Origin of the sequence: Pseudomonas sp. AF03-9 (assembly GCF_020515815.1) — a bacterium.
Classification (GTDB): domain Bacteria; phylum Pseudomonadota; class Gammaproteobacteria; order Pseudomonadales; family Pseudomonadaceae; genus Aquipseudomonas.
The window spans coordinates 339,027-364,356 of record NZ_JAHPJF010000005.1; the positions used below are offsets into that span (position 1 = coordinate 339,027).

Here is a 25,330-nt window from a genome sequence, read left to right on the forward strand (position 1 = left end):
GTTGTGGGGCCGGATCATTAGAGTTCGAAAAAGGGTTGGCATGATACCCGCTCTCGATGACTGGATAAAGGCTGAATTGGATAAAATCTGAACAGTTATTTGTTTATCGCCGCCGGTTTGGATGCGCGGGGTCCAGTCAAGAATCCGCCGTCAAACCTCAATGCATAGGCCGATTCACTCGGGCGAGTGGAAGCTCAGGCTGTAATTCACGGCTTTGTTGCCCGGGTCGAGGATGTCCAGGGAGATGTGGATCGGCGTCTGCGAAGGCATTTCGCTGACACCGGCCAATTCGCCGCTGAGGTATTCGGCGGGTTTGAAGCGACGACTGGCGATCAGGTTGCCATTGAGGTCGGCAAAGCGCAGTTCCAGCAAGGGGAAGGGCTGGGAGAAGGTCGCGCGGTTATAGATGATGGCATCGACCACCAGCGCCCCGGCGAACTCTGGGTGGCTGCGCACCACCAGGTTGCTGCTCTTGATGTGGGCGATGTCGACCCGTGATGGCACGGTGCAGCCGAGTGTCGGGCACAGTTGCTGGAACCACGGGCGGTAGGCGTCCTGACGGGCCAGGTCGTCGAACTGGTAGGCGATGTACTGGGCGGCGAGGCCGCCGGCGGCGATCAGCACCAGCAAGATCCAGATCAGGCGGCTGCCCAGGCTGGCCGGGCGTTTTTGCGCGTAGAGGTGCAGCGGGTCGTCTTCCAGGTCCTGAAGCACATCGTCGTGCACGCCGGCTTCGGTGCGCGGGCGCTTGCGGCGGGTGCCGAGACGTTCTTCGGCTTCCGACTGGCCGGCGGCATGGGTCAGTGGCGTGAACGGCGGGTCGATGTCGTCCTCGTCCGGCGGCGCGCGCAGTGGCGGCTCTTCATCCAGGTCGTCGGTGTGGAACGACATGGACGGTTCGGTGCGCTGCTTGGTCGCAGGTGCATTCGTCGGTTCGGCGTCGTCTTCGTCTTCTTCAGCCGGCAGGCGTTCTTGCGGCGGTTCGCTGAACAGGCTGGCGGCCCACTTTTCTTCCTCGGCCTTGATGGTGTCGCGGCTGGCGCTGAGAGGTTCGTCTTTTTGCCGACGATCGCTGCCGGGTTGACGGCGATCCGCGCCAAGCGGCTGGGTGTGCTGAATTTCGCGGCGTTCCAGCTTGGCCAGTTCCTGGTCCAGGTCCAGGTTGTCCAGGTCCAGCTCTTCGGCGCTCCATTGCTTCTGGCTGATGGCGCGCGGGGCCGCTGGGGGCGGCTCGACGCTGGCCGGTTGCTCGGCTTGCGAGGCGGCCGCGGCCGCGGCTGCGCGCTGCTCCAGCAACTGGCGCACCGCGTTGAACACTTGCAGGCACGAGCCGCAACGCACCACGCCGCGGGCCACACTCAATTGAGCGTGGTTGACGCGAAAACGCGATTGGCAATGCGGGCACTGGGTGACGAAACTGTCGGTCATGCGGCCATCCGATTCAGGCAAGCGCTCATTCTAGCGCCGACGGCCGCTGATGCGTACCCAGCCATCACGGTTGGCGATGGGGTCCAGCTCGAAATCCTGGGCATAGGCGGCGGCAACATCTTCACCTTGCTCGGCCAGGATGCCCGACAGGGCCAGGCGGCCACCGGGCCTGACCAGGCTCGACAGCTGCGGCGCCAGCGACACCAGCGGCCCGGCGAGGATATTGGCGACCAGTACGTCGGCCTGCACCTGGGGCAATTGCTCCGGCAGGTAGAGGGGGAATTTGCCTTCAGCGATGTTGTTGCGCCCGGCGTTGTCGCGGGAGGCTTCCAGGGCTTGCACGTCGATATCGGTGCCGACGGCCTCCTTGGCGCCCAGCAACAGGGCAGCGATCGCCAGAATCCCCGAGCCGCAGCCGAAGTCCAGCACATTGCAGTCGTGCAGGTCCTGGCCGTCCAGCCATTCCAGGCACAGTGCGGTGGTGGGGTGGGTGCCGGTGCCGAATGCGAGGCCCGGGTCCAGCAGCAGGTTCACGGCGTCAGGTTCTGGCGCGGCGTGCCAGCTCGGTACGATCCACAGGCGCTGGCCGAAACGCATCGGCTGGAAGTTGTCCATCCAGCTGCGTTCCCAGTCCTGGTCTTCGATGACTTCGCTGTGATGCTCCGGCAGCGGTGCGCCGGTGAGCAGTTCCATATGGGCCAGCACGCTGGCGGCATCGGTGCCGTCTTCGAACAGGGCGAGCAGATGGGTGTGCGACCACAGCGGGGTGGTGTTGAGTTCGGGTTCGAAGATCGGCTGGTCTTCGGCGTCCATGAAGGTGACCGAAACGGCGCCGACTTCGAGGAACGCGTCTTCATAGGTTTCGGCTTGTTCTGGGCTGATGGCGAGACGGACTTGCAGCCAAGGCATGGCGGGCACCTTTGAAAAAATTGAATGTGCGACGGGTGGGTCGCGAAAGGGCGCAAGTTTACGCGAGCGGCGGGAGGGGTGTACACATAACAAATGTGGGAGCGGGCTTGCTCGCGAATGCGGTGGGTCAGTGAATAATATCTTGGCTGACGCACCGCATTCGCGAGCAAGCCCGCTCCCACAGGGAAATGTATCCCGCCAGTAAAATCCGGGGGCCAGAAACAACAAAACCGCCCGAAGGCGGCTTTGTCGGGTGGAGCGCTTACTGGTTGGCCAGCTTGTGTTCCAGGTAGTGAATGTTCACACCACCTTCGCAGAAGCCTTCATCACGGACCAGGTCCCGGTGCAACGGGATGTTGGTCTTGATGCCGTCAACCACGATCTCGTCCAGGGCATTGCGCATGCGGGCCATGGCCTCGTCGCGGGTCGCGCCCCAGGTGATCAGCTTGCCGATCAGCGAGTCGTAGTTGGACGGAACCTTGTAGCCGCTGTACAGGTGCGAATCCACACGTACGCCGTTGCCGCCGGGCGCGTGGAAATGCTTGACCAGGCCAGGGCTTGGGATAAAGGTTTTCGGGTCTTCGGCGTTGATGCGGCACTCCAGGGAGTGGCCGTGCATCTTCACGTCGTCCTGGGTGAAGGACAGCGGGTTGCCGGCGGCGATGCTCAGCATCTCCTTGACGATGTCGATACCGGTGACCATCTCCGAAACCGGGTGCTCTACTTGCACGCGAGTGTTCATCTCGATGAAGTAGAAACGGCCGTTCTCGTAGAGGAACTCAAAGGTACCGGCGCCACGGTAGTTGATGTCGATGCACGCCTTGACGCAACGAGCCAGTACTTCCTGACGCGCTTTTTCGTCCAGGCCCGGTGCCGGTGCTTCTTCCAGGACCTTCTGGTGACGACGTTGCAGCGAGCAATCGCGGTCGCCCAGGTGGATGGCGTGGCCTTGGCCGTCGGAGAGTACTTGCACTTCCACGTGACGTGGGTTGGTCAGGTACTTTTCCAGGTAGACCATCGGGTTGCCAAACCAGGCACCCGCTTCGGAGCGGGTCTGCTTGGCCGCTTCGATCAGGTCTTCTTCCTTGTGCACCACGCGCATGCCGCGACCACCACCGCCACCTGCGGCCTTGATGATCACCGGGTAGCCGACTTCGCGACCAATGCGCAGCGCGGTTTCTTCGTCTTCAGGCAGCGGGCCGTCAGAACCGGGAACGGTTGGCACGCCGGCTGCGATCATGGCGTCCTTGGCAGAAACCTTGTCACCCATCAGGCGAATGGTTTCGGCTTTCGGGCCGATGAAGGCAAAGCCGGATTTTTCCACCTGTTCGGCGAAATCGGCGTTTTCCGCGAGGAAGCCGTAGCCTGGGTGGATGCCATCAGCGCCGGTCACTTCCGCGGCAGCGATGATGTTCGAGACCTTCAGGTACGAATTCGTGGCCAGTGGCGGGCCGATGCAGATGCTTTCGTCCGCCAGTTTCACGTGCATCAATTCGGTGTCAGCCGTCGAGTAAACAGCGACGGTCTTGATGCCCTCTTCCTTACAGGCGCGCAGGATACGCAGCGCGATCTCGCCGCGGTTGGCGATCAGGACTTTTTGCAGTTTCTTCGCAGGTTTCAACATCGAAGGCGCTCCGCGGTTCAAACGATGGTGAACAGCGGCTGGTCGTACTCAACCGGCTGACCGTTTTCTACCAGGATGGATTCGATGACGCCGGCTTTTTCAGCGGTGATGTGGTTCATCATCTTCATCGCTTCAACGATGCAGATGGTGTCGCCCACTTTCACGGTCTGGCCCACTTCAACGAAGGCTGGCGAGGTTGGCGCCGGGGTGCGGTAGAAAGTACCGACCATTGGCGACTTGACCACGAAACCGTTCAGCACTGGAGCGGCTGGCGCTGCAGGAGCGGCGGCAGCGGCTGGCGCAGCAGCAGCAGGAGCGGCGGCAGGAGCCGGTGCTTGCATTTGCGGTGCGTAGAACTGTTGGGCCGGGGTCTTGCTGTGGCGGCTGATCCGTACGGACTCTTCGCCTTCCTTGATTTCCAGCTCGTCGATGCCGGACTCTTCCAGCAGCTCGATCAGTTTCTTAACTTTACGGATATCCATGAATCATCAACTCCCAAGGGTCGGTCAGGGGCGCTTGGCCGGTTGTTCAATGTGTTCCAGGGCGGCCTCCAGGGCCAGTCGGTAACCGCTGGCGCCAAGGCCGCAGATCACTCCTACCGCTACGTCGGAGAAGTAAGAGTGATGGCGGAAAGCTTCGCGTTTGTGCACGTTGGACAAATGCACTTCGATGAATGGGATGCTCACCGCCAGCAGCGCGTCACGTAATGCAACACTTGTATGCGTAAAAGCGGCGGGATTGATCAGGATAAAGTCCACGCCTTCGCCGCGCGCGGCATGGATGCGATCAATCAATTCATACTCGGCATTGCTTTGCAGGTAGAGCAGATGGTGGCCGGCTTCACGGGCCCTGCGTTCCAGATCGAGGTTGATCTGTTCCAGGGTGACTGCCCCGTAGACGCCCGGTTCGCGGGTGCCGAGCAGGTTCAGGTTGGGTCCGTGTAGAACCAGAAAGGTCGCCATCGGCTGTTCCTTGTTATTGATGTGGGTACGGCAGAACCCGGCGACTATGCCGCAAAGCCTTTGTGACTGTCCAGTTCTATGCAGTAGGCAGCACGATTAGCGAGGATAGCGCAAAATTTGTGACTGCGAGCCTGGATCCGGTCAGTGTGGGAGCGGCATCCAGGCTGAGACCGGGTTAAACGCGGAACGCCTGGACAGCGGTGTTGAGCTGCCCGCCGAGCACCAGCAGATGCTCGCCCTGGCTGCGGCCCTGGCCGATGCGCAGCAAATTGTCCTCACCCAATTGGTGAATCCGCTCGCTGTTGTCACGGATTTCGCTGACCGCGCTGCTCTGCTGTGCGGTCACATCGGCAATGCGCACTGCTGTGGCGGAAATGGTCTGGATCGCCCCGACGATTTCATCCAGTGCACCGTCGGCCGCCTGGGCCTGCTGGGCGGTGGCTTCGGCGTGTTCGACCTGGGCGCGCATGCCTTGCACCGATTGGTGCGCAGCGGCTTGCAGGCCGGCGATCAGGGTCTGGATTTCGGCGGTGGCGCCGGCGGTGCGCTGCGCCAGGGAGCGCACTTCGTCGGCGACCACGGCAAACCCGCGTCCGGCTTCACCGGCCCGGGCGGCCTCAATCGCCGCGTTGAGCGCGAGCAGGTTGGTCTGGTCGGCGATCGAGCGGATCACCGTCAGCACGCCGCCGATGGTCGCGGACTCTTCAGCGAGTTTCTCGATCATCTGCGCATTTTGCTGCACTTCACCCACCAGCGCATGTAGCCCGGTCAGGCTCAGGCCGATCACCCGTTGGCCCTGTTCCACCGCGTCACCGGCGCTGCGGCTGGCCCCGGCAGCCTGGCTGGCGTCGCCTGCGACTTGTTGAATGGTCGCTTCGAGTTCGCCCAGGGAGTCGCGGATCTGCGCGGTGTCGCCGGCCTGGCGCTCGGCGCCGTCATGCAGGCCGCTGCTCAGTTCGGCCAATGCACGGCTGCTGCCGGCGACTTCCTCGGCATTGCCGCGAATGGTGCCGACCAACGCCACCAAATAGGCGCGCAGGCGGTTCAGCGACGCTTCAATGTCGTGCAGTTCGCGGTTGGTCTTGCCCAAGGCAATCGACTGGCTGAAGTCGCCTTCGGCCCAGGTCGACAGGGCCGGTGCCAGGTTGGTCAGGACTCGCGCCAAGCGGCGTTGCAGGGTGTCGATCAGCAATGCGATCAGCAGGATCAGACCGATCATCACGCCTTGCATCACCCGCACTTCGCCCTGGATCTTGCCGTGCTGCGCGCGCACCACCGGCTCCAGGCTGGCGATGGCTTGTTGCACGGCGTTGATTTTCAGGTGAGTGGCGTTGGCCAGGTCGGCCCGCTGCTGGATCTGCTCGCGAGTGCGCTTGAGTTCGGCGGGGTAGCGGGTCAGCAGGCTGTTGAGTTCGCGCTTGAGGTCGACGCCGGTGTCCTGGGCTTCGGTTTTTTCGCTGTTTTCCAGGCCCATCAGGGCGGAGAAGTCGTCGGCGCTGGATTCGGCGCTGGCCGTCACGCCCAGCAGCGGCAGCTGTTCCAGCAGGTCCGCCTGGCTGCGGATGTTGCCGACTTCGCGCTCCACATCATCGGCGAGTTCCGCACGGCCGCTGCTCACCAGCTTGTCGCGGGCCAGGGACAGTTTGCCCAGGTGTTGCGACGCGGCCAGCAGCGGCGGCAGGTAGCGCGCGGCCTGGGGGGAATTCACGCCGATGGCGTATTGGCTCAGTTGCTCCAGGTTTGCGCCCAATTCGCGCTCGGCTTGCAGCAGCAGGGCTTGCGGGTCGCCGGCCAGCTTGCCGGCAGCGAGCAGGTCGGTCTTGCTGAAGGCGTCCAGGTCCACAAGGCTCGGGCGCAGATTTTGCGCGAGGTCGGCAGGCAGTTCATCCAGATGTTGCAGCAGGTTTTCCAGGCTCTGGCTGGCGCTGCTCAAACGCAGGGCGTCGCCGCTGGCGAGGTAGTCGTCGATATTGCGCGCGGCCTGGTTCTGGAAGGTCTGGGACAGGCCCAGGTAGCGTTCCATCAGCAAATACGGACGCTCCAGTGCCCGCTGCGACCACCAGAGTGTCGCCCCGAGCGCCAGGCACACAGCCACGAGCAGAAGGGTATTGAGATTGGTCAGCAGCTTCAGGCGCATGCGGGATTTCAACCGACAGCAAAAGGTAAGTGCCTGAAGTTATTGCGCTTTCATTACAAGGTTATGACGGAATCAGTGGATTCCGGTGAAAAGGTGGCACTTTGCTTTGATGTGCGCGCCGCTTGTACTCGGTTGCGTCCGGCGTTCTTCGCGCGGTACAGCGCCTCGTCGGCCTGGGCCGCCATCATCAGGCTGTCGGAACCGTCGCACAGCTCCACAACCCCTGCGCTGAAGGTGCACCACAAGTCCTGCGGCTGGGCCGGGTAGTGAATTTCGGCAAAGCGCCCACGGATTTCGTCCAGCACCTTGCAGGCCGATTCCAGGTCGGTGTCGGGCATCACGATGGCGAATTCCTCGCCGCCGTAGCGCCCGATGTAGTCCGTCTTGCGCAGGCGCTGCTTGAGAAACAGCGCCAGGCTCTTGATCACGCGGTCGCCCATGGGGTGGCCGTGGCTGTCGTTGACCCGCTTGAAGTGGTCAATGTCGAGCATGGCAAAGCTCAGCGGCTTGTTCTCGCGGCGCGCACGGAAGCTGCAGTCTTCGAGCAATTGCAGGATGTGGGTGTGGTTGTACAGGCCGGTCAGGCTGTCGCGCACCATGCGCGCCTTGAGGTGGCGGGCGCGGGCGGCGCGGTTGCGCACGGTGGTGATCAGGTGGCGCGGCTTGATCGGCTTGGTCAGGAAGTCGTCGCCGCCCTCGCTCATCGCGTCCAGCTGTTTGTCCAGGTCATCTTCAGCCGACAGGTAGATGATCGGCACGCTGACATAGCGGTCGTTATGGCGGATCACCTTGGCCAGTTCGGTGCCGGTGCAGGCGGGCATGTACATGTCGAGGATGATCAGGTCGGGCTGGAAGTCCGCCAGCTCGGCCATGGCCTGGATCGGCTCGATCAAGGTGCGGGTGACGATGCCGGCACTGTTGAGCAGGCGTTCGGTGTGCAGGGCCTGGGCGCGCGAGTCGTCGATGATCAGCACTTTATACGGCTCGTACTGGGCGACGCAGGTGAGCACTTCGATCTTCTCCAGCAGGCTGGAGGCTTCCAGGGTGCCGGTGAGGAACTCCTGGCCACCGGCGCGCACGGCGGCGAGACGGGTCGGGGTGTCGGTTTCGTGCAGGCTGAAAAACAGCAGTGGCAGTTTTTGCTCCAGGCCTTCCTGGGCTTCGGCGGCCAGCTTGAGGCCCAGGCCGGCGCCGCAAAAGTCCACGTCCATGACGATGGCCGACGGCAAGCGCTCGGCCATCGACGCTCGGAACGCCGGTACGCTGTCCAGGGACTGCGCGCTCATGCCAAAAAATTCCAGCTGCTTGGCCAGGCGCTCGGCGCGGTCGTGATCGGCGAGCATCACGTAGATCGGCTTGCGCATCGGTGGCAGGAAGGTTTGTTCGAGCTGGTCGCCCTGGCGCAGCCCGGTGCGCGACAGGCGCTGCATCAGGCGATTGAGTTCGGTGATCAGGTGGCTGCTGAGGCGGCCACGGTTTTCGTCGACTTGCTTGAGCGATTCGCCGATATGCCGCGCCAACTGGCCGTGCTCCGGCTGCTCGAAGCGCTCGGCAAAACGCTGCAGGCGCAGGTTGGCTTCGCTGAGTTCGGAGAGGTCAGCGTTGGACCATTCACTGCGTTGCAGGCGCTGCCAGATCTCAAGAATTTGACGTGCCTGATGAATTACCCGCTGGGCAAAATGGTGCTTGAGACGCTCACGGCTGGGGTCTTCTGGCTCGGTCATATCCTGACTACTAGTAAGGCTGCATGCTGAGGTCGAACTGATGGCTCTATGCTAGCACCTCTTTTCTGTTGCATGAGTGTCATACGTCAATTAACTGCGAGACTTACGCATTCAATTTTCGACTCATCGGTCGCGCAGCGTAAAAAGCGTGCATCCTTTATAGTCGAACGTCCCGTATGCGCCACTTTCGTTTAAAAGCCCCGCGCTGACGGGCACGATGGGGTAGGGTTGTGGTCGGAGTGTTTGAACGCACCCGGACAATAGACGTGCATGAACTCAAGTGATTGAAAGGATCCCGCCATGCTGGACTGGAAAAACCGCGCAGACAGTACCAAAGGCCCCGCCCCCGAACCCAAGTCGGCCAACCGCAGCTACTTTCGCAGCCTGCTGATGAGCCGCGCCGTGCTCAGCCTGCTGGGCTTGTACCTGTTGGTCACGGGTGCCCTGGGGTGGTATTGGAGCGCAGAGCCGGCGCTGTTCCCGGTCCAGCAAAATGCGCAGATTGCCGCCGAGAAGGAAGGCAAGCAGATGGTGGTGGGCTATACCACCGTCGAAACCCTCAAGACCGTGGTCGGCACTTTACTGGACAAGCCCGGTGGCTATATCTCCAACGACCGTTTCCCGCCTGGCCTGTGGATGGACAACATGCCCAGCTGGGAATACGGCGTGCTGGTCCAGGTGCGTGACCTGACCCGCGCCCTGCGCAAAGATTTCGCGCGTTCCCAGTCGCAGTCGGCCGAAGACGCGGACCTGGCCAAGGCCGAACCGCGCTTCAACTTCGACAACAAGAGCTGGGTGCTGCCTTCCAGCGAGTCCGAGTACCAGGAAGGCATCAATTCCCTGAGCCGCTATGAAGCGCGCCTGTCCGACCCGAACCAGCGCGGCGCCTTGTTCTATGCACGTGCCGACAACCTGAACAACTGGCTGGGTGACGTGGCGACCCGCCTGGGTTCGCTGTCGCAGCGCCTGTCGGCCAGCGTCGGCCGGGTGAAACTGAACACCGCGCTGAAAACCGAAGCCCTGGCGCCGGGTGAAGTGCCGCAGGTCGATGAAGAAGTGGTGGAAACCCCATGGATGCAGATCGACAACGTGTTCTATGAAGCCCGTGGCCAGGCCTGGGCGCTGTCCCACCTGCTGCGCGCCATCGAGGTCGACTTTGCCGATGTACTGGCCAAGAAAAACGCCACGGTCAGCGTGCGCCAGATCATCCGTGAGCTGGAAGCCTCGCAGGAACCGGTCTGGAGTCCTATGATTCTTAACGGCAGTGGCTTCGGCGTACTGGCGAACCATTCGCTGGTGATGGCCAACTACATTTCCCGGGCCAACGCTGCAGTGATCGACTTGCGTCAGCTCCTCAATCAGGGTTGATGATGGACGCTACTCAAAACGAGGCCGCACACCGTGCGGCCTCTGATGCTGAACTGATCTGCTGGGTTGACGAAGAGGACAGGCTCCTCGGTCACCTGGTCAGGTCCGACCTGCGCCAGCGCGGTCTTATCGGCCGTTGCACGTTTATCTTCCTGTTCAACTCCAAGGGCGAGCTGTGTGTGCATCGACGCACCCTGAGCAAAGCCTTGTACCCCGGTTTCTGGGATACGGCGGCGGGTGGGATGGTCGCGGCGGGGGAGAGCTACGCCGATTCGGCGGCCCGCGAGCTGGAAGAAGAACTCGGTGTGGCCGGGGTAGCACTGGTCGAGCATGATCACTTCTATTTCGCCGACGGCGACAGCCGGCTCTGGTGCAAGTCCTACTCTGCCGTGTGGGACGGGGCGCTGCGTTTGCAGCCCGAAGAGGTCATGGAAGCGCACTTTCTGCCCCTCGACGTTATCCTTCAGGAAGCTGAACAAAAGCCCTATTGCCCGGACGCCCAGGAGGGCCTGCGTCGCTATCTGGCCCTGCGTCGCTAAACTTGCATAAATTGGCGCGATTTGGCCCTTAGCAAGTCGGCTTTTTGCCGTTACACTGCGCGACTTTTCACCCGAGCCTTCCTGCTATTAGGAGTGGGGCGGTTCGGTAGCGCTGCCCCTGCCTGAGTGGGGCTTCGCGGTCGGTAGTCCCGTTGCGGGCACCGATCTGTCTTTGTCCTCCCAAGAGGATTGCCGGTGGCCAAAAAAGCCGCATCCTTCGCCGCCCTTGGTGGCCTGGTATTTTCCACCGACGCAGGTCGACACTGCCCGGACTGTCGTCAGCCCGTGGATTCGTGCACCTGCAAACAGACCCTGATCCCTGAAGGCGACGGTATTGCCCGCGTGCGACGCGAGAGCAAGGGCCGTGGCGGCAAGACGGTGACCACCATCACCGGCGTGCCGTTGGCCGAGGATGCCCTGAAAGAACTCGCCACCACGCTGAAAAAGCGTTGTGGCACCGGTGGCGCGTTGAAAGACGGCGTCATCGAGATCCAGGGCGATCACGTCGAGTTGCTGTTGGCCGAGCTGATCAAGCTCGGGTACAAGGCCAAGAAGTCCGGCGGCTGAAAGCCTCTTCCCGACCTGTGTCTAAACTCTGTCCTGCAAGTGGGGTCCTACCTCTCGCGCAGGCAAATCGTCATTTTCATTCTTTAGACTGCGCCAGCCTCTGATAGGGGGCTGCGCCTTCGACTTCATTTATAGGGGACTTCGATGTCCGTACGACGCACACGCAAAGACGATGGCAGCCAATGGACAGTTGCGGACAGCCGCAGTGTTTACGGGATTCGCCATTGGGGGGCCGGGTATTTCGCGATCAATGATGCCGGTCGCGTTGAAGTCCGTCCGAACGGCCCGAACAGCACGCCTGTCGACCTTTACGAGCAAGTCGACGAGCTGCGCAAGAGCGGCCTGTCCTTGCCGCTGCTGGTGCGCTTTCCCGACATCCTGCAAGACCGTGTACGCCAGCTGACCGGCGCCTTCGATGCGAACATCGAGCGCCTGGAGTACCAGAGCAAGTACACCGCGCTGTACCCGATCAAGGTGAACCAGCAGGAAGCGGTGATCGAGAACATCATCGCCACCCAGAACGTGTCCATCGGCCTCGAAGCCGGTTCCAAGCCTGAGCTGCTGGCCGTGCTGGCCCTGGCGCCGAAGGGCGGCACCATCGTCTGCAACGGTTACAAGGACCGTGAGTTCATCCGCCTCGCGCTGATGGGGCAGAAACTCGGCCACAACGTGTTCATCGTGATCGAGAAAGAATCCGAAGTCGGCCTGGTGATCGAAGAGGCCGCCAGCCTCAAGGTCAAGCCACAGGTCGGCCTGCGCGTGCGCCTGTCGTCCCTGGCGTCGAGCAAGTGGGCGGACACCGGCGGCGAGAAATCCAAGTTCGGTCTGTCGGCGGCGCAGCTGCTGTCGGTGGTCGAGCGCTTCCGCGCCGCCGGCCTGGACCAGGGCATCCGCCTGCTGCACTTTCACATGGGCTCGCAGATCGCCAACCTGGCGGACTACCAGCACGGGTTCAAGGAAGCCATTCGTTACTACGGCGAACTGCGCAACCTCGGCCTGCCGGTGGATCACATCGACGTCGGCGGCGGCCTGGGCGTGGACTACGACGGTACCCACTCGCGTAACGCCAGTTCGATCAACTACGACATGGACGACTACGCCGGCGTGGTGGTGGGCATGCTCAAGGAGTTCTGCGACGCCCAGAGCCTGCCGCACCCGCATATCTTCTCCGAAAGCGGTCGCTCGCTGACTGCCCACCACGCCATGCTGGTGGTGCAGGTCACCGACGTCGAGAAACACAACGACGAAATCCCGCTGATCGAAAACAAGGAAAGCCTGCCGGAAACCGTGCAGTGGCTGGTGGACCTGCTCGGTCCGACCGACATTGAAATGGTCACCGAAACCTACTGGCGCGCCACCCACTACATGAGCGACGTGGCCGCCCAGTACGCCGACGGCAAACTGACCCTGGCGGAAAAGGCCCTGGCCGAACAGTGCTACTTCGCCGTGTGCCGCCGCCTGCATAACTCGCTCAAGGCCCGCCAGCGCTCGCACCGCCAGGTGCTGGACGAACTCAACGACAAGCTGGCCGACAAGTACATCTGCAACTTCTCGGTATTCCAGAGCCTGCCGGACACCTGGGCCATCGGCCAGGTCCTGCCGATCCTGCCGCTGCACCGCCTCGACGAAGAGCCGTTGCGCCGTGCGGTGTTGCAGGACCTGACCTGCGACTCCGACGGCAAGATCAAGCAGTACGTCGACGAGCAGTCCATCGAGACCAGCCTGCCGGTGCATGCGTTGAACGAAGGTGAGGATTACTTGCTGGGCATCTTCCTGGTTGGTGCTTACCAAGAGATCCTGGGCGACATGCACAACCTGTTCGGTGATACCGATTCGGTGAACATCTACCAGCGTGAAGACGGTTCGGTGTACAGCGCCGGGATCGAGACCCATGACACCATCGAAGACATGCTGCGTTATGTGCACTTGTCGCCGGAGGAGTTGATGACCCACTACCGCGACAAGTGTGCGAGCGCGAAGATCTCTGCGTCTGAGCGTACCCAGTTCCTCGACGCCTTGCGCCTGGGCCTGACGCGTTCGTCGTACCTGTCCTCATAAGCACAGTCGACGGCGATCCAAGATGTGGGAAGGGGCTTGCCCCCTCCCACATTTTTTTATCCAAGCCACTGGTCCTGCCGGTTCAGTCGCCACGCAATCGCCCACAAAGTCAGGCTGCGCAGCGCCATGAACAGCAGGAAGGTCAGCCACAGCCCGTGGTTGCCCAACCCCTGCAACAGCCAGGCGAACGGCAGCGTCAACAGCACCGTCAGCAACATGCCATTGCGCATCTCCCGCGCACGGGTAGCGCCGATAAACAGGCCATCGAGCAAATAACTCCACACCGCAATCAACGGCAATACCGCCAGATACGGCAGGTAACGGTCAGCCGTTTCGCGCACGCTGGGGATGTCGGTCTGCATGGCGATAAACAAGTGCCCGCCGACCGTGAACAGCAAGGCAAAACCGACGCTGGCGATCAGCGACCAACCGCCGGCGACCACCAGTGAACGCCTTAGCGCCTGACGGTCGTGGGCACCGATGGCATGGCCGCACAGGGCTTCGACCGCGTGGGCCAATCCGTCCAATGCGTGGGCGGTCAGCAACAGGCCGTTGAGCAGCAACGCGTTGGCCGCCACGGTGGCATCGCCCAGGCGCGCGCCCTGCACGGTGATCATGAAGAACACCGACTGCAACGCCAGGCTGCGGATAAAAATGTCGCGGTTCACCGCCAGCAGCGGGCGCCAGCTCTTCCATCGTTGCAACGCAGCCCAAGCGATATGCCCGGGGTAGGCACGCAGGGCTTTTTGCGTGAGGGTCAGGCCGAGCAGGGCGCCGGTCCATTCGGCGATCACCGAGGCTCGAGCCGAGCCGACCACCCCCCAATCCAGGCCAAGCACAAACCACAGGTTCAGGGCGATGTTCACCAGGTTGGTCGTCAGCAGAATCGCCAACGGCGCGCGGGCGTTTTGCGTGCCGAGGAACCAGCCGACCAGCGCATAGCTCGCAAGCGTTGCGGGCAGGCCGAACAGGCGGGTGTGGAAAAAATCCTGGGTCAACTGATTGAGCTCGGGGGAGGGCTGCATCCATTCCAGCGCCAGATGGCTGAAGGGAATACCTACCGTGCCCAGCAACATCGCCAGCCCCAGCGCCAACAGTAACCCTTGCAGGAGGATTTGCCGCAACGCCGCACCATCATTGCGCCCAGCGGCCTGGGCAGCGAACCCGGTGGAGCCCATGCGCAGGAAGCCCATGGCCCAGGCCAGGAAGGTGTACAGGCTGGCGCCGACGGCCACGGCGCCCAACTGATGGGCGTGGGGCAAGTGGCCGATGACCATGCTGTCTACCAGGGCCACCAACGGCACCGAGATGTTAGAAAGAATCATCGGCGCAGCTAAGGCCCATACACGGCGATGAGTAGGGCGGTCGCGCCAGTCGGTCAGTAAGGTGGACATGCAGGCTCCTCGGGAGAGCGGCATTGTAACCGGCACTCCTTGTCATCGCAGGACCAATGTGGGAGCGGGCTTGCTCGCGAATGCGGTGGTTCAGTAATAGATGTGTCGACTGACACACCGCCTTCGCAAGCAAACCCGCTCCCACACAAGCCCGCTCCCACATTTTGATCTTCAGTGTTTGTGGGATTTGGCTTGGCAACACTTCCTTTCAAGAACCAAACCACCCTCCGTCGGTCAATGTGAGCAGCACCTCATCAGCCCCACGCGGGCTGATATATAGTTCATCCCTCGGCCCCCTAACAACGAGTGCCCCATGCTTAACAAAGGATTGTTCCTGGCCTGCGCGCTGGCCCTGCTGAGCGCCTGCGATTCTTCCGACAAACCGGCGGCGCCTCCTGCGCCAACCGTGACGGCAGCACCTAAGGCGGCCAAGGCGGTGGTGGACGTGGCGGCGCTGAAGCAGCGCTACGCCGGGCGTGAGTTAAGCGTGGTGGATGTGTCCGAGGTGCAGCTCGATGGGGCCAGCACGCTCTCCGTGAGCTTTTCCATTCCCCTGGACCCCGATCAAAAATTCGCCGACAAACTTCACCTGGTGGACAGCAAGTCCGGCAAGGTCGATGGTGCCTGGGAAATTTCCGACAACCTGATGGAGCTGCGCCTGCGCCATCTGGAGCCACAGCGCAAGCTGGTGCTGACCATCGACGCCGGCGTGAAAGCGGTCAACGACGCCAAGCTCGCCGCCGAATACAGCGCCCGCCTGGAAACCCGCGACCTACAAGCCACCGTCGGTTTCGCCAGCCGTGGCACCTTGCTGCCGACACGCCTGGCCGAAGGCCTGCCGGTGATTGCGTTGAACGTCGACAAGATCGACGTCGAATTCTTTCGCATCAAGCCCGAATCCCTGCCCACCTTCCTGGCGCAATGGGGCCGCAATAGCAGCCTGCAAAGTTATGAGGCCCGCGAACTGCTGCCGATGGCCGACCTGGTCTACGGCGGCCGTTTCGACCTGAACCCGGCACGCAACACCCGTGAAACCCTGCTGCTGCCGATTGCCGGCCTCAAGCAATTGCAGCAGCCAGGCGTGTACCTGGCGGTGATGCGCGCTTCCGGCACCTACAACTATTCCCAGCCGGCGACGCTGTTTACCTTGAGTGACATCGGCTTGTCGGTGCACCGCTACGCCAATCGCCTGGACGTGTTTACCCAGGCCCTCGAAGGCGGCAAGGCGCTGGATGGCGTCGACCTTGAAGTGCTCGATGCCGACGGCCGCGTGCTGGGCCAGGGCAAGACCGAGAAGGGCGGCCACGCCGAGCTGCCGTTGCCGAAAAAAGCCCAGGTGTTGCTGGCCAAGCAGGGCGAGCAAACCAGCCTGTTACGCCTCGACAGCGCGGCGCTGGACCTGGCCGAGTTCGACATCGGCGGCCAGCCGTCCCATCCGTTGCAGTTCTTTGTGTTCGGCCCGCGTGACCTGTATCGCCCCGGCGAAACCGTGCTGCTCAACGCCCTGTTGCGCGACAAGGACGGCAACGCGGTCAAGCCGCAACCCGTGAGCGTCGAGGTCCGTCGCCCGGATGAGCAGGTCAGCCGTAAGTTCGTGTGGGATGCCGACGCGTCCGGCCTCTATCAATACCCACTGCAACTGGCTGGCGAAGCGCCGACCGGGCGCTGGCAGCTGGTGTTCGACCTGGGGGACGGCAAGCCGCAGTTGTATGAATTCCTCGTCGAAGACTTCCTGCCCGAGCGCCTGGCGCTGGAACTCAAGGGCAGCGACACGGCGTTGAGCCCGGCCGATAACCCGGTCATCCAGGTCAGTGGCCGCTACCTCTACGGCGCCCCGGCATCGGGCAACCGCGTCAGCGGGCAAATCTATGTGCGGCCGTTGCGCGAAGCGGTCAAGGCGCTGCCGGGCTATCAGTTTGGCTCTGTCACCGAAGAAGAACTGAGCCAGGATTTCGAACTCGACGAAAGCGTGCTCGACGCCAAGGGTCAGGAAGAACTGACCCTGGAAAGCAAATGGGCCGACGCCAAGTCGCCGCTGCAACTGATCGTGCAAGCCAGCCTGCACGAGTCCGGCGGGCGCCCGATCACCCGGCGCCTGGTGCAGCCGATCTGGCCGGCCGAACAACTGCCGGGCCTGCGCGGGTTGTTTGACGGCAAGGAAACCAACGGCGATGGCCCGGCAGAATTCGAAGTACTGCTGGCCAACCCGCAAGGGCAGAAGCTCGCCGCGCAAAACCTCAAAGTGCGCCTGGTGCGTGAGCGTCGCGATTACTACTGGAACTACTCCGACAACGATGGCTGGAGTTACCACTTCAACGAAAAATTCCTCAACCTCGACGAACAGACCTTGAACATCCAGGCGGGCGACACCGCCAAGGTCAGCTTCCAGGTCGAGTGGGGCCCTTACCGCGTCGAGGTCGAAGACCCGCAGACCGGGCTGGTCAGCAGCCTGCGCTTCTGGGCCGGCTACCAGGCCCAGGACAACACCGAAGGCGGCGCCGTACGCCCCGATCAGGTCAAGCTGGCGCTGGATAAACCGGCGTATGGCGACGGCGATACCGCCAACGTCACCGTGACCCCGCCTGCCGCCGGCAAGGGCTACCTGCTGGTGGAGTCCGCCGAAGGGCCGTTGTGGTGGCAGGAAATCGACGTGCCGGCCGAAGGCAAAAGCTTCGCCGTGAAGCTCGACCCGAAATGGTCGCGCCATGATTTGTACGTCAGTGCCCTGGTGATTCGTCCCGGCGAGCGCAAAGCCAATATCACCCCCAAACGGGCCGTGGGCCTGCTGCACCTGCCGCTGGATCGCACCCAGCGCAAACTCGGCGTGACCCTCAGCGCGCCGGAAAAAATGCGTCCCAAGCAAGCGCTGACGGTAAAAGTCGCCGCCAAGAATGCCGATGGCAGCGTGCCGAAACAGGTGCACGTGCTGGTCGCGGCGGTGGATGTGGGCATCCTCAATATCACCGAATACCCGACGCCGGACCCGTACGCCAGCCTGTTCGGTCGCAAGGCTTACGGCGTGGACCAGTTCGACATCTACGGCCAGTTGATCGAGGCTGGCCAGGGCCGCCTGGCCAGCCTGGCCTTTGGTGGTGACGCTGCGCTGGCCAAGGGCGGCAAGCGCCCGGACACCAGCCTCACCATCGTCGCCCTGCAAAGCGCGCCCGTGACCTTGAATGAGCGGGGCGAGGGCGAAGTCAGCGTCAACATCCCCGACTTCAACGGCGAACTGCGCCTGATGGCCCAGGCCTGGAGCGATGATCGCTATGGCATGGCCGAAGCCAAGACAGTGATTGCCGCGCCGCTGATCGCCGAGCTGTCGGCGCCGCGTTTCCTTGCCGGTGGCGACCAGACCACCTTGGCGCTGGACCTGTCCAACCTGTCGGGCCGGGCGCAGAAGCTCGATGTGCAATTGAGCGTCGAGGGGCAGCTGGAATTGGTCAACCCTGGCGCACAAAACGTCGAACTCAAACAAGGCCAGCGCACCACCCTGCGCATCCCGGTAAAAGCCTGGGGCGGCTTGGGGCAGGGCAAGGTCAAGGTCACCGTGAATGGCCTCGACCTGCCGGGTGAAAATCTACCGCCGTTCACTCGCGAATGGACCCTGGGCGTGCGTCCGGCGTATCCGGCATTGCTCAAGCATTACCGCGCGGTACTCAAGGATCAGCCGTGGAGCCTGCCAGCGGGCACCCTGGATCAGTTCGATGCGTCGGGGCGCGAGGCGCTGTTGAGCCTGTCGAGCCGGCCGCCGTTGAACCTTGGCGCGCAGATCAGCGCGCTCAAGGCCTACCCTTATGGCTGCCTGGAGCAGACCGCCAGCGGCCTGTACCCGTCGCTGTACGCCGACGATACGTTGCTCAAGCGCCTGGCGATCAAGGGCGAGCCGGATGCCGAGCGCAAGCGCAAGATCGAAATCGGCATCGAGCGCTTGCTGGGCATGCAGCGCTATAACGGCAGCTTCGGGTTGTGGGGAGCTGACGGCGAAGAAGAATATTGGCTGACAGCCTACGTCACCGACTTCCTCCTGCGCGCCCGTGATCAGGGTTTCGCGGTGCCGCAGGAGGCCTTGAAAAAGGCCAGTGAGCGACTGCTGCGTTATGTGCAGGAGCGCAACCTGATCGACGTCGATTACAGCGACAACGCCGACCACACCCGCTTCGCCGTGCAGGCCTACGCCGGCATGGTCCTGGCGCGCAGCCAGCAGGCGCCGTTGGGCGCGTTGCGCAGCATCTTCGAGCGTCGCAGCGATGCGCGCTCCGGGTTGCCGCTGGTGCAACTGGCGATTGCGTTGCAGAAAATGGGCGACCAGCCACGGGCGGACCAGGCGTTGCTGGCCGGTCTGGCGGCGCAGCGCAATGCCAATGAATGGCTGGCCGACTACGGCAGCCCGTTGCGTGATCAAGCGATGATCCTGGCGCTGCTGGAGGAGAACGACCTGGCCAAGGGCAAGCGTGAGGAGCGCTTGTTCACGCTGTCGGATCAGTTGGCGGCGAGCCCGTACTTGTCGACCCAGGAGCGTAATTCGCTGTTCCTCGCCGGGCGCCTGGGGTTTGCCAAGCCGGAGTCGGACTGGAAAGTGCTACTGGATGGCAGTGCTGGACGCCACGAGTTGAATAACCAGCAGTCGACCCTGGATCTGGAGGGCAAGCTGCTTTCAAGCAACCTGAGCCTGACCAATCAGGGCGATGTGCCGGTTTACCAGCAACTGACGATTTCAGGTTACCCACAGGTGCCACCGGCGCCAGGTGGCGACAACTTGAGCATCCGCCGTGAATACCTGGGCATGAACGGCCAGCCGCTGAACCTGCGCAGCCTCAACAGCGGCGACCTGGTGCTGGTGCACTTGGCCGTCAGCGCCAAGCAACGTGTGCCGGACGCCCTGGTGGTGGACCTGCTGCCCGCCGGCCTGGAACTGGAAAACCAGAACCTGGCACAGAGCGCTGCCAGCCTGGAAAACGCCAGCAGCCAGGTGAAGGAATGGCGTGAGTCGATGCAGAACGCGTCGCTCAAGCATCAGGAGTTCCGCGATGACCGTTATGTGGCCGCGCTGAACCTGGACGGTTCCGGCACCACGCACTTGCTGTATCTGGCACGAGCGGTGACGCCGGGCACGTACCGCGTACCGCCGCCGCAAGTGGAGTCGATGTACCGGCCGAACTGGCAGGCGGTGGGCGAGACCCCGGCGGACTTGGTGATCAAGGGCCGCTGAGATCTCAACTTGAAATGGGGCCTGAATGTGTGCGGGCTTGCTCGCGAAGACGGAGTGTCAGCCAGTACATCTGATACTGACATACCGCATTCGCGAGCAATCCCGCTGCCACAGGGGGGGCTGGTTGTTTGGGGGATCAGTGCACGACCCAGCTGAGCAGCCACAGCCCCAGCAGCAACCAGATAATCCCGAAGATGATCGACGCACGCATAAACGCCCGCACCGCCGAATACAGGAACAGCAGGCCAATGATCAGCGTGAGGATGCTGATGATCGAAGTGTCCATGCCCAGCGTACGTGAGAGGCCCTCGACAAAGTTGCCGCCAGCGTTGGTCAAGGCCCCGAACAATCCGCTGAGCCCATCGACGATAAAGCGGATGACCGAACCGAGCGCTTGGCCCAGCCATTCGAAGAAGCTTTCTACCTGCATGTGTGTGTCCTGATGAGAAGGTGGGCGTATCTGTGCCTTTGGTTGTGATTGCGCCAGGCTAGTTCCCTATAAGCATAGAGGTTTGCAGGTTAAATAATGGGTTTGCTTAGTATCGGATACCCACAATCCCATGTGGGAGCTGGCTTGCCTGCGATAGCGGTGGGTCAGTGAAAAATTTACCAACCGCCCCACCGCTATCGCAGGCAAGCCCGCTCCCACGGTTACTGCGCTGGAGCTTGGGGGTTGTGGTGTTGGTGATCGCGCTGTTGTGGCTGGCCGACCGTATCTGGCCCTTGCCGCTCCCTCAGGACGACCTGGCACGCGTCGTACTCGCCGAAGACGGTACGCCCTTGTGGCGCTTCGCCGATGCCAACGGCGTGTGGCGCTACCCGGTGCAAACCGGCGAAGTCTCGCCGTATTACCTCGACGCACTGCTCACCTACGAAGACCGCTGGTTCTACCGACACCCCGGCGTCAACCCGCTGGCGCTGGTGCGGGCCTCCTGGCAGAACCTCAGCGGCACACGGGTAGTGTCCGGCGGCAGCACCTTGTCGATGCAGGTCGCACGCCTGCTCGATCCGCATTCGCGCACCTTCCACGGCAAGTTGCGCCAGTTGTGGCGCACGGCGCAGTTGGAGTGGCACCTGTCCAAGGACGAAATCCTCAACCTCTACCTGAACCGCGCCCCGTTTGGCGGGACGTTGCAAGGCGTGGCGGCGGCCAGTTGGGCCTACCTGGGAAAATCCCCGGCGCACTTGACCCATGCCGAAGCGGCCTTGCTTGCCGTACTGCCCCAGGCCCCCAGCCGCTTGCGCCCGGACCGTCACCCGCAACGCGCCCAGCAAGCCCGCGACAAGGTGCTGCGCCGCCTCGCCGAGTTTCAGGTGTGGCCGCAGACCGCTGTCGACGAAGCCCTGGAGGAACCGCTGCTGCTCGCCCCGCGCCTGGAGCCGAGCCTGGCACCCTTGCTCGCGCGCCGCCTGAACCGTCCGGACAGCCCGCCGCTGATCCGCACCACCGTGGATGCCACCTTGCAACGCCGTCTCGAAGACCTGCTGCTGGGCTGGCGCGCCCGTTTGCCGGAGTACACCTCCGCCGCGATCCTGGTGGTGGAAGAAGAAAGCATGGCCGTGCGCGCCTACGTCGGCTCGGTGGACATCAACGATGCCAAGCGCTTTGGCCATGTGGACATGATCAGCGCGTTGCGTTCGCCAGGCTCCACGTTGAAACCGTTTCTGTATGGCATGGCGTTGGATGACGGCTTGATCCACTCCGAGTCGCTGTTGCAAGACGTCCCCCGCCGTTACGGCGATTACCGGCCGGGCAATTTTTCCATGGGCTTTACCGGCGCGGTGCCTGCGAGTACGGCGTTGTCCAGTTCGCTGAACCTGCCGGCGGTGCAGTTGCTGGAAGCCTACGGGCCCAAGCGCTTCGCCGCCCAAATGCGTATCGGCGGCGTGCCCTTGGCGTTGCCGGCGCTGGCCGAGCCCAATCTGGCGTTGATTCTTGGCGGCGCGGGCAGTCGTCTGGAGGATCTGGTCAGCGGTTACAGCGCCTTCGCCCGGGATGGCAAGAGCGCGACCATCCGCTTGCAGCCAGGCGACGTTCTCAGGGAGCGGCCGATGTTGTCCCCTGGTGCGGCGTGGATTGTGCGACGTATCCTCAGTGGCCAGGCACGCCCCGACCGCGACCCGCGTGCCGAGTTGGTGCAGCGCCCGGTGCTGGCCTGGAAAACCGGCACCAGCTATGGCTTTCGTGATGCCTGGGCGATTGGTGTGGGGCCGCGTTACTTGATTGGTGTGTGGATCGGCCGACCGGACGGCACGCCGGTGCCGGGGCAGTTCGGCCTGGCCTCGGCGGCGCCGTTGATGCTGCAGGTGCACGATGTGCTGACCAACCGCGACAGCCAGCGCGGCATCAGTGCGCCCGTCAAACCGGTGCCGGCGAATGTTGGCGTGGCTGCGATCTGTTGGCCGCTGGGCCAGCCGCTGGGCCGCAGCGATCCCAATTGCCGGCGCCAGCGTTTTGCCTGGACGTTGGACAACACCACACCGCCGACCTTGCAGGCATTGGATCAACCGTTGAGCGTGGGGTTGATGGAGAGTGTGTGGGTCAACGCCAAGGGCCTGCGGGTCGACGCCCATTGCCCTGGTGCCGAGGCGAAAAGCATCGCCTTGTGGCCGGCGCCGCTGGAGCCATGGTTGCCACGGGTCGAGCGCCGCGAAGCACGCATCCCGGCCGCCGATCCCGATTGCCCGCCGCCGGTATTGGCCGCGTCGTCGCCGTTGTCGATTGTAGGCGTGCGCGAGGGTGATCAACTGCGCTTGCCGGCTGCCAGCCAGCAGGCGCTGCGTCTGAAAATCTCGGCGTTGGGCGGCAGTGGGCGGCGTTGGTGGTTTCTCAATGGCGAGCCGTTGGGGGACAGTGCCAACCAGGACTTTATCAATGCCAGCTTTGAGCGGTTGGGGCGGTATCAGCTGAGTGTGCTGGATGAGGCGGGGCAGACTGCCCGGCTTGAGTTCAGTGTCGTCGACTAAATCGCCTTCGCGAGCAAGCCCGCGCCCACATTTTGATTTGTGAATACCTTCAAGTGTGGGAGCGGGCTTGCTCGCGAAGGCGTCCTCAAGAACACCCGGAGATTCACTTGCCTTCAAGGCCAATCCCCCCGAAGCTACTCACCTTCAGGAGCCTCACGCATGAACCTCGAACACCTCACCGAACGCCTGCACCGCATCCGCGATACCAACGACTGGAAGCAGTTCCACAGCCCGAAAAACCTGGCCATGGCCGCCAGCGTGGAAATGGCCGAGCTGGTGGAGATCTTCCAATGGCTGAGCGAAGACCAATCCCGCCAGCTGCCTGCCGACAAACTCGCCCATGCCGGGCAGGAAGTCGGCGATATCGTGTTGTACCTGCTGTTGCTGTGCAGCGAGTTGGGCCTGGACATGAACGAGGTGGTGCGCGCCAAACTGGCCGACAGCGAACGGCGGTTTGCCCATGAGTGACCGACATTTCGACCAATTGGCCACGCGTTTTGCCGAGAAAATCTACGGTGGCGCCAAGGGGGCCATCCGTCTGGCGGTGCTCCAGGCCGACCTGACCGAAGCGCTGCCCAAGCGCCCATTGCGCGTGCTGGACATCGGCGCGGGCCTGGGCCATATGTCGTTGTGGCTGGCCGAGCAGGGCCATCAAGTGACCCTGGCCGAACCCGCCGAGCCGATGCTCGAAGGCGCGCGCCAACGCTTCGCCGAGGCCGGGCAGAGCGCAACGTTCATTCACGCGCCGTGGCAGGATTTGCTTGGCCAACTCACCGAACCCTATGACCTGGTGCTGTGCCACGCCGTGCTGGAATGGCTGGCCGAGCCCCACGCGATCCTGCCGGTGCTGCACCAACTCACGGTGCCCGGCGGCTGGTTGTCCCTGGCGTTCTACAACCGTGATGCGCTGATTTACCGCAACCTGCTCAAAGGCCACTTCCGCAAGATGCGCAAGAACGACATGGCCGGGGAAAAGCAGAGCCTCACCCCGCAACAGCCGCTCGACCCGCGTGAACTGGCGGCGCAACTCGAAGGCCTTTGGCAGGTCGAAAGCCAAAGTGGCGTGCGGGTGTTCCACGACTACATGCCGGTGGAATTCCAGGCCCGCGCGAATCTGCAGGACTTGTTGGAGATGGAACTCGCTCACCGTCGTCACCCAAGCTTTGCCGGACTTGGGCGTTATTTGCACTGGATCTGCCGTCCGGTTTAAGCGGCCCAGTCTGCGGAGGTCGAAATGCGTCGTCTCTGTTTGATCCTGTTGTCTTTGGGACTGGGCGCCTGTTCCAGCCCCAATCCCTACGTGGCCGCCTCGGCCCCGATGCCGCCGGCCCCGGCCCAGGCGGCCAATACCTTTGATGCCAGTGCCTACCCGGCGCCGGTGCGCGACTATGGCGCCTACCGCAACTGGGCCTGGCGCAACGGCCAGCTGCCGGCGGGCACGGCCTGGGCCGATTCGGCGCAGATTGCCGAAGCGGTCAGTGGCGCCCTCGACCAGCGCGGCTTGCGCCCCCTGCACGACAATCGCCCGCCGGACCTGCTGGTCAGCGCCGACGTGCGCCTGGAGAAGCGCCTCAAGCAAGTCCAGGATGACTATGGCTACGGCTATGGTGGCTACAACCGCTATGGCAATGGCTACGGCATGTACAACTCGGCACCGATCGTGCGCACCTATGAAGTGACGGTGGCGGTGGTGCGCGTCAACCTGTTCGACGCCCGCAGCGGCCAGCCGGTGTGGAGCACCAGCGCGGAAACCGCCAGCCAGGGTAGCCTCAGCGAACGCGCCGATGGGCTGCGCAAGGCGGTGCAGAAGGCGATGAGCGCTTATCCGCCACGTTAAGCGCTAAGCTCAATGACAGGCCCCGGTCTATTTTGGAGAACACTCATGTTTCGTCGTATCGCAACGCTCGCTTTTGTAGTGCTGCTGGGCGGTTGCCAGACCAGCCAGGTCAACCACGATTTTGACGCCAGCCGTGATTTCGGCGCGTACCGCAGCTGGGCCTGGAAAGACCCGGCGCTGCAATACCGTCCGGATGACCCGCGGATCAAGAGCGACCTCACCGAACAACGCATCCGCCAGGCCGTCGGCGAACAACTCGACCAGCGCGGCCTGCGTCCGGCGGCGGCTGGCGCCAAGGCGGACTTGAAGGTGCAGGCCTACCTGATCGTCGAAGACCGCCAGCAACAAGTCACCACCAACTACGGCGGCGCCTGGGGCGGCCCGTGGAACGGCTACTGGGGCGCGCCGATGTACAACGAAACGCGCAACATCACCTACAAAGTGGCAACCCTTCAGATCGACCTGCTCGACGGCAAGGACGGCAAGCTGGTGTGGCGCGGCAGCGACGAGCAGATGATGAGCAGCACGCCGAATCCCCAGGATCGCAGCAATGCCATCCGCGCGACGGTGACTAAAATTCTCTCCAACTACCCGCCGCACTAACCAA

The 25,330-nt window shown here is 63.0% G+C and carries 19 protein-coding genes; 10 read left to right on the top strand and 9 right to left on the bottom strand.

Annotated features, from left to right (window positions below):
- Positions 1 to 174: 174 nt before the first annotated feature.
- The 7 genes from LIY36_RS10755 to LIY36_RS10785 form a co-directional block, all read right to left on the bottom strand.
- Positions 175 to 1,428, bottom strand: coding sequence for a DUF3426 domain-containing protein (locus tag LIY36_RS10755; protein WP_226455670.1), 1,254 nt, complete (start codon positions 1,426 to 1,428; stop codon positions 175 to 177).
- 30 nt (positions 1,429 to 1,458) lie between these two features.
- On the bottom strand, positions 1,459 to 2,337 hold the full coding sequence (prmA, locus tag LIY36_RS10760; RefSeq protein ID WP_226455671.1) for a 50S ribosomal protein L11 methyltransferase: 879 nt from the start codon (positions 2,335 to 2,337) through the stop codon (positions 1,459 to 1,461).
- 262 nt (positions 2,338 to 2,599) lie between these two features.
- A complete protein-coding gene (accC, locus tag LIY36_RS10765; protein WP_010213490.1) occupies positions 2,600 to 3,961 on the bottom strand; it encodes an acetyl-CoA carboxylase biotin carboxylase subunit in 1,362 nt (453 codons plus the stop codon).
- Positions 3,962 to 3,978: 17 nt separating this feature from the next.
- Entirely contained in the window at positions 3,979 to 4,443 is a 465-nt protein-coding gene (gene accB / locus LIY36_RS10770) for an acetyl-CoA carboxylase biotin carboxyl carrier protein (RefSeq protein ID WP_226455672.1), read from the bottom strand.
- Positions 4,444 to 4,467: 24 nt separating this feature from the next.
- Entirely contained in the window at positions 4,468 to 4,923 is a 456-nt protein-coding gene (gene aroQ, locus LIY36_RS10775) for a type II 3-dehydroquinate dehydratase (protein WP_017738538.1), read from the bottom strand.
- Positions 4,924 to 5,098: 175 nt separating this feature from the next.
- Positions 5,099 to 7,060: a methyl-accepting chemotaxis protein gene (locus LIY36_RS10780; RefSeq protein ID WP_226455673.1), complete on the bottom strand. Its 1,962-nt coding sequence runs from the start codon at positions 7,058 to 7,060 to the stop codon at positions 5,099 to 5,101.
- 53 nt (positions 7,061 to 7,113) lie between these two features.
- Positions 7,114 to 8,784 carry a response regulator gene (locus tag LIY36_RS10785; RefSeq protein ID WP_192300188.1) on the bottom strand — a complete coding sequence of 557 codons (1,671 nt, stop codon included), beginning with the start codon at positions 8,782 to 8,784 and terminating at the stop codon, positions 7,114 to 7,116.
- Positions 8,785 to 9,084: 300 nt separating this feature from the next.
- On the opposite strand from LIY36_RS10785, the gene LIY36_RS10790 reads away from it, so the two are divergent.
- The 4 genes from LIY36_RS10790 to speA all read left to right on the top strand — a co-directional run bounded on the left by LIY36_RS10790 (position 9,085) and on the right by speA (position 13,316).
- Entirely contained in the window at positions 9,085 to 10,152 is a 1,068-nt protein-coding gene (locus tag LIY36_RS10790; protein WP_192300187.1) for a DUF2333 family protein, read from the top strand.
- 2 nt (positions 10,153 to 10,154) lie between these two features.
- Complete coding sequence (locus LIY36_RS10795; protein ID WP_226455674.1) at positions 10,155 to 10,691, top strand: NUDIX hydrolase; 537 nt, start codon at positions 10,155 to 10,157, stop codon at positions 10,689 to 10,691.
- A 195-nt stretch (positions 10,692 to 10,886) separates the two neighbouring features.
- Entirely contained in the window at positions 10,887 to 11,258 is a 372-nt protein-coding gene (locus LIY36_RS10800; protein ID WP_005784408.1) for a translation initiation factor Sui1, read from the top strand.
- A gap of 144 nt (positions 11,259 to 11,402) precedes the next feature.
- The gene (speA, locus tag LIY36_RS10805; RefSeq protein WP_192300185.1) at positions 11,403 to 13,316 is read left to right on the top strand and encodes an arginine decarboxylase; all 1,914 of its coding nucleotides are present in this window, start codon (positions 11,403 to 11,405) and stop codon (positions 13,314 to 13,316) included.
- Between the two features lie 56 nt (positions 13,317 to 13,372).
- Here speA and LIY36_RS10810 read toward each other — a convergent pair whose 3' ends face one another.
- Entirely contained in the window at positions 13,373 to 14,710 is a 1,338-nt protein-coding gene (locus LIY36_RS10810) for an MATE family efflux transporter (protein ID WP_226455675.1), read from the bottom strand.
- A gap of 313 nt (positions 14,711 to 15,023) precedes the next feature.
- Here LIY36_RS10810 and LIY36_RS10815 point away from each other — a divergent pair, with 313 nt between their 5' ends.
- Positions 15,024 to 19,919 carry an alpha-2-macroglobulin family protein gene (locus LIY36_RS10815; protein ID WP_226455676.1) on the top strand — a complete coding sequence of 1,632 codons (4,896 nt, stop codon included), beginning with the start codon at positions 15,024 to 15,026 and terminating at the stop codon, positions 19,917 to 19,919.
- Positions 19,920 to 20,055: 136 nt separating this feature from the next.
- Here the strand turns inward: LIY36_RS10815 and LIY36_RS10820 are convergent, their stop codons facing one another.
- The gene (locus tag LIY36_RS10820; protein WP_017738360.1) at positions 20,056 to 20,349 is read right to left on the bottom strand and encodes a hypothetical protein; all 294 of its coding nucleotides are present in this window, start codon (positions 20,347 to 20,349) and stop codon (positions 20,056 to 20,058) included.
- 224 nt (positions 20,350 to 20,573) lie between these two features.
- On the opposite strand from LIY36_RS10820, the gene pbpC reads away from it, so the two are divergent.
- The 5 genes from pbpC to LIY36_RS10845 all read left to right on the top strand — a co-directional run bounded on the left by pbpC (position 20,574) and on the right by LIY36_RS10845 (position 25,326).
- On the top strand, positions 20,574 to 22,886 hold the full coding sequence (pbpC, locus tag LIY36_RS10825; protein ID WP_226455710.1) for a peptidoglycan glycosyltransferase PbpC: 2,313 nt from the start codon (positions 20,574 to 20,576) through the stop codon (positions 22,884 to 22,886).
- A 159-nt stretch (positions 22,887 to 23,045) separates the two neighbouring features.
- Positions 23,046 to 23,354 (top strand): MazG-like family protein, encoded by a 309-nt coding sequence (locus tag LIY36_RS10830; protein ID WP_048723087.1) that lies wholly within the window; start codon positions 23,046 to 23,048, stop codon positions 23,352 to 23,354.
- Positions 23,347 to 24,096, top strand: coding sequence for a methyltransferase (locus LIY36_RS10835; protein WP_226455677.1), 750 nt, complete (start codon positions 23,347 to 23,349; stop codon positions 24,094 to 24,096). Before LIY36_RS10830 ends, LIY36_RS10835 begins: the two co-directional genes overlap by 8 nt.
- Before the next feature lie 24 nt (positions 24,097 to 24,120).
- On the top strand, positions 24,121 to 24,723 hold the full coding sequence (locus LIY36_RS10840; RefSeq protein ID WP_192300182.1) for a DUF4136 domain-containing protein: 603 nt from the start codon (positions 24,121 to 24,123) through the stop codon (positions 24,721 to 24,723).
- Positions 24,724 to 24,768: 45 nt separating this feature from the next.
- Positions 24,769 to 25,326 carry a DUF4136 domain-containing protein gene (locus LIY36_RS10845; RefSeq protein WP_192300181.1) on the top strand — a complete coding sequence of 186 codons (558 nt, stop codon included), beginning with the start codon at positions 24,769 to 24,771 and terminating at the stop codon, positions 25,324 to 25,326.
- Positions 25,327 to 25,330: the final 4 nt, after the last annotated feature.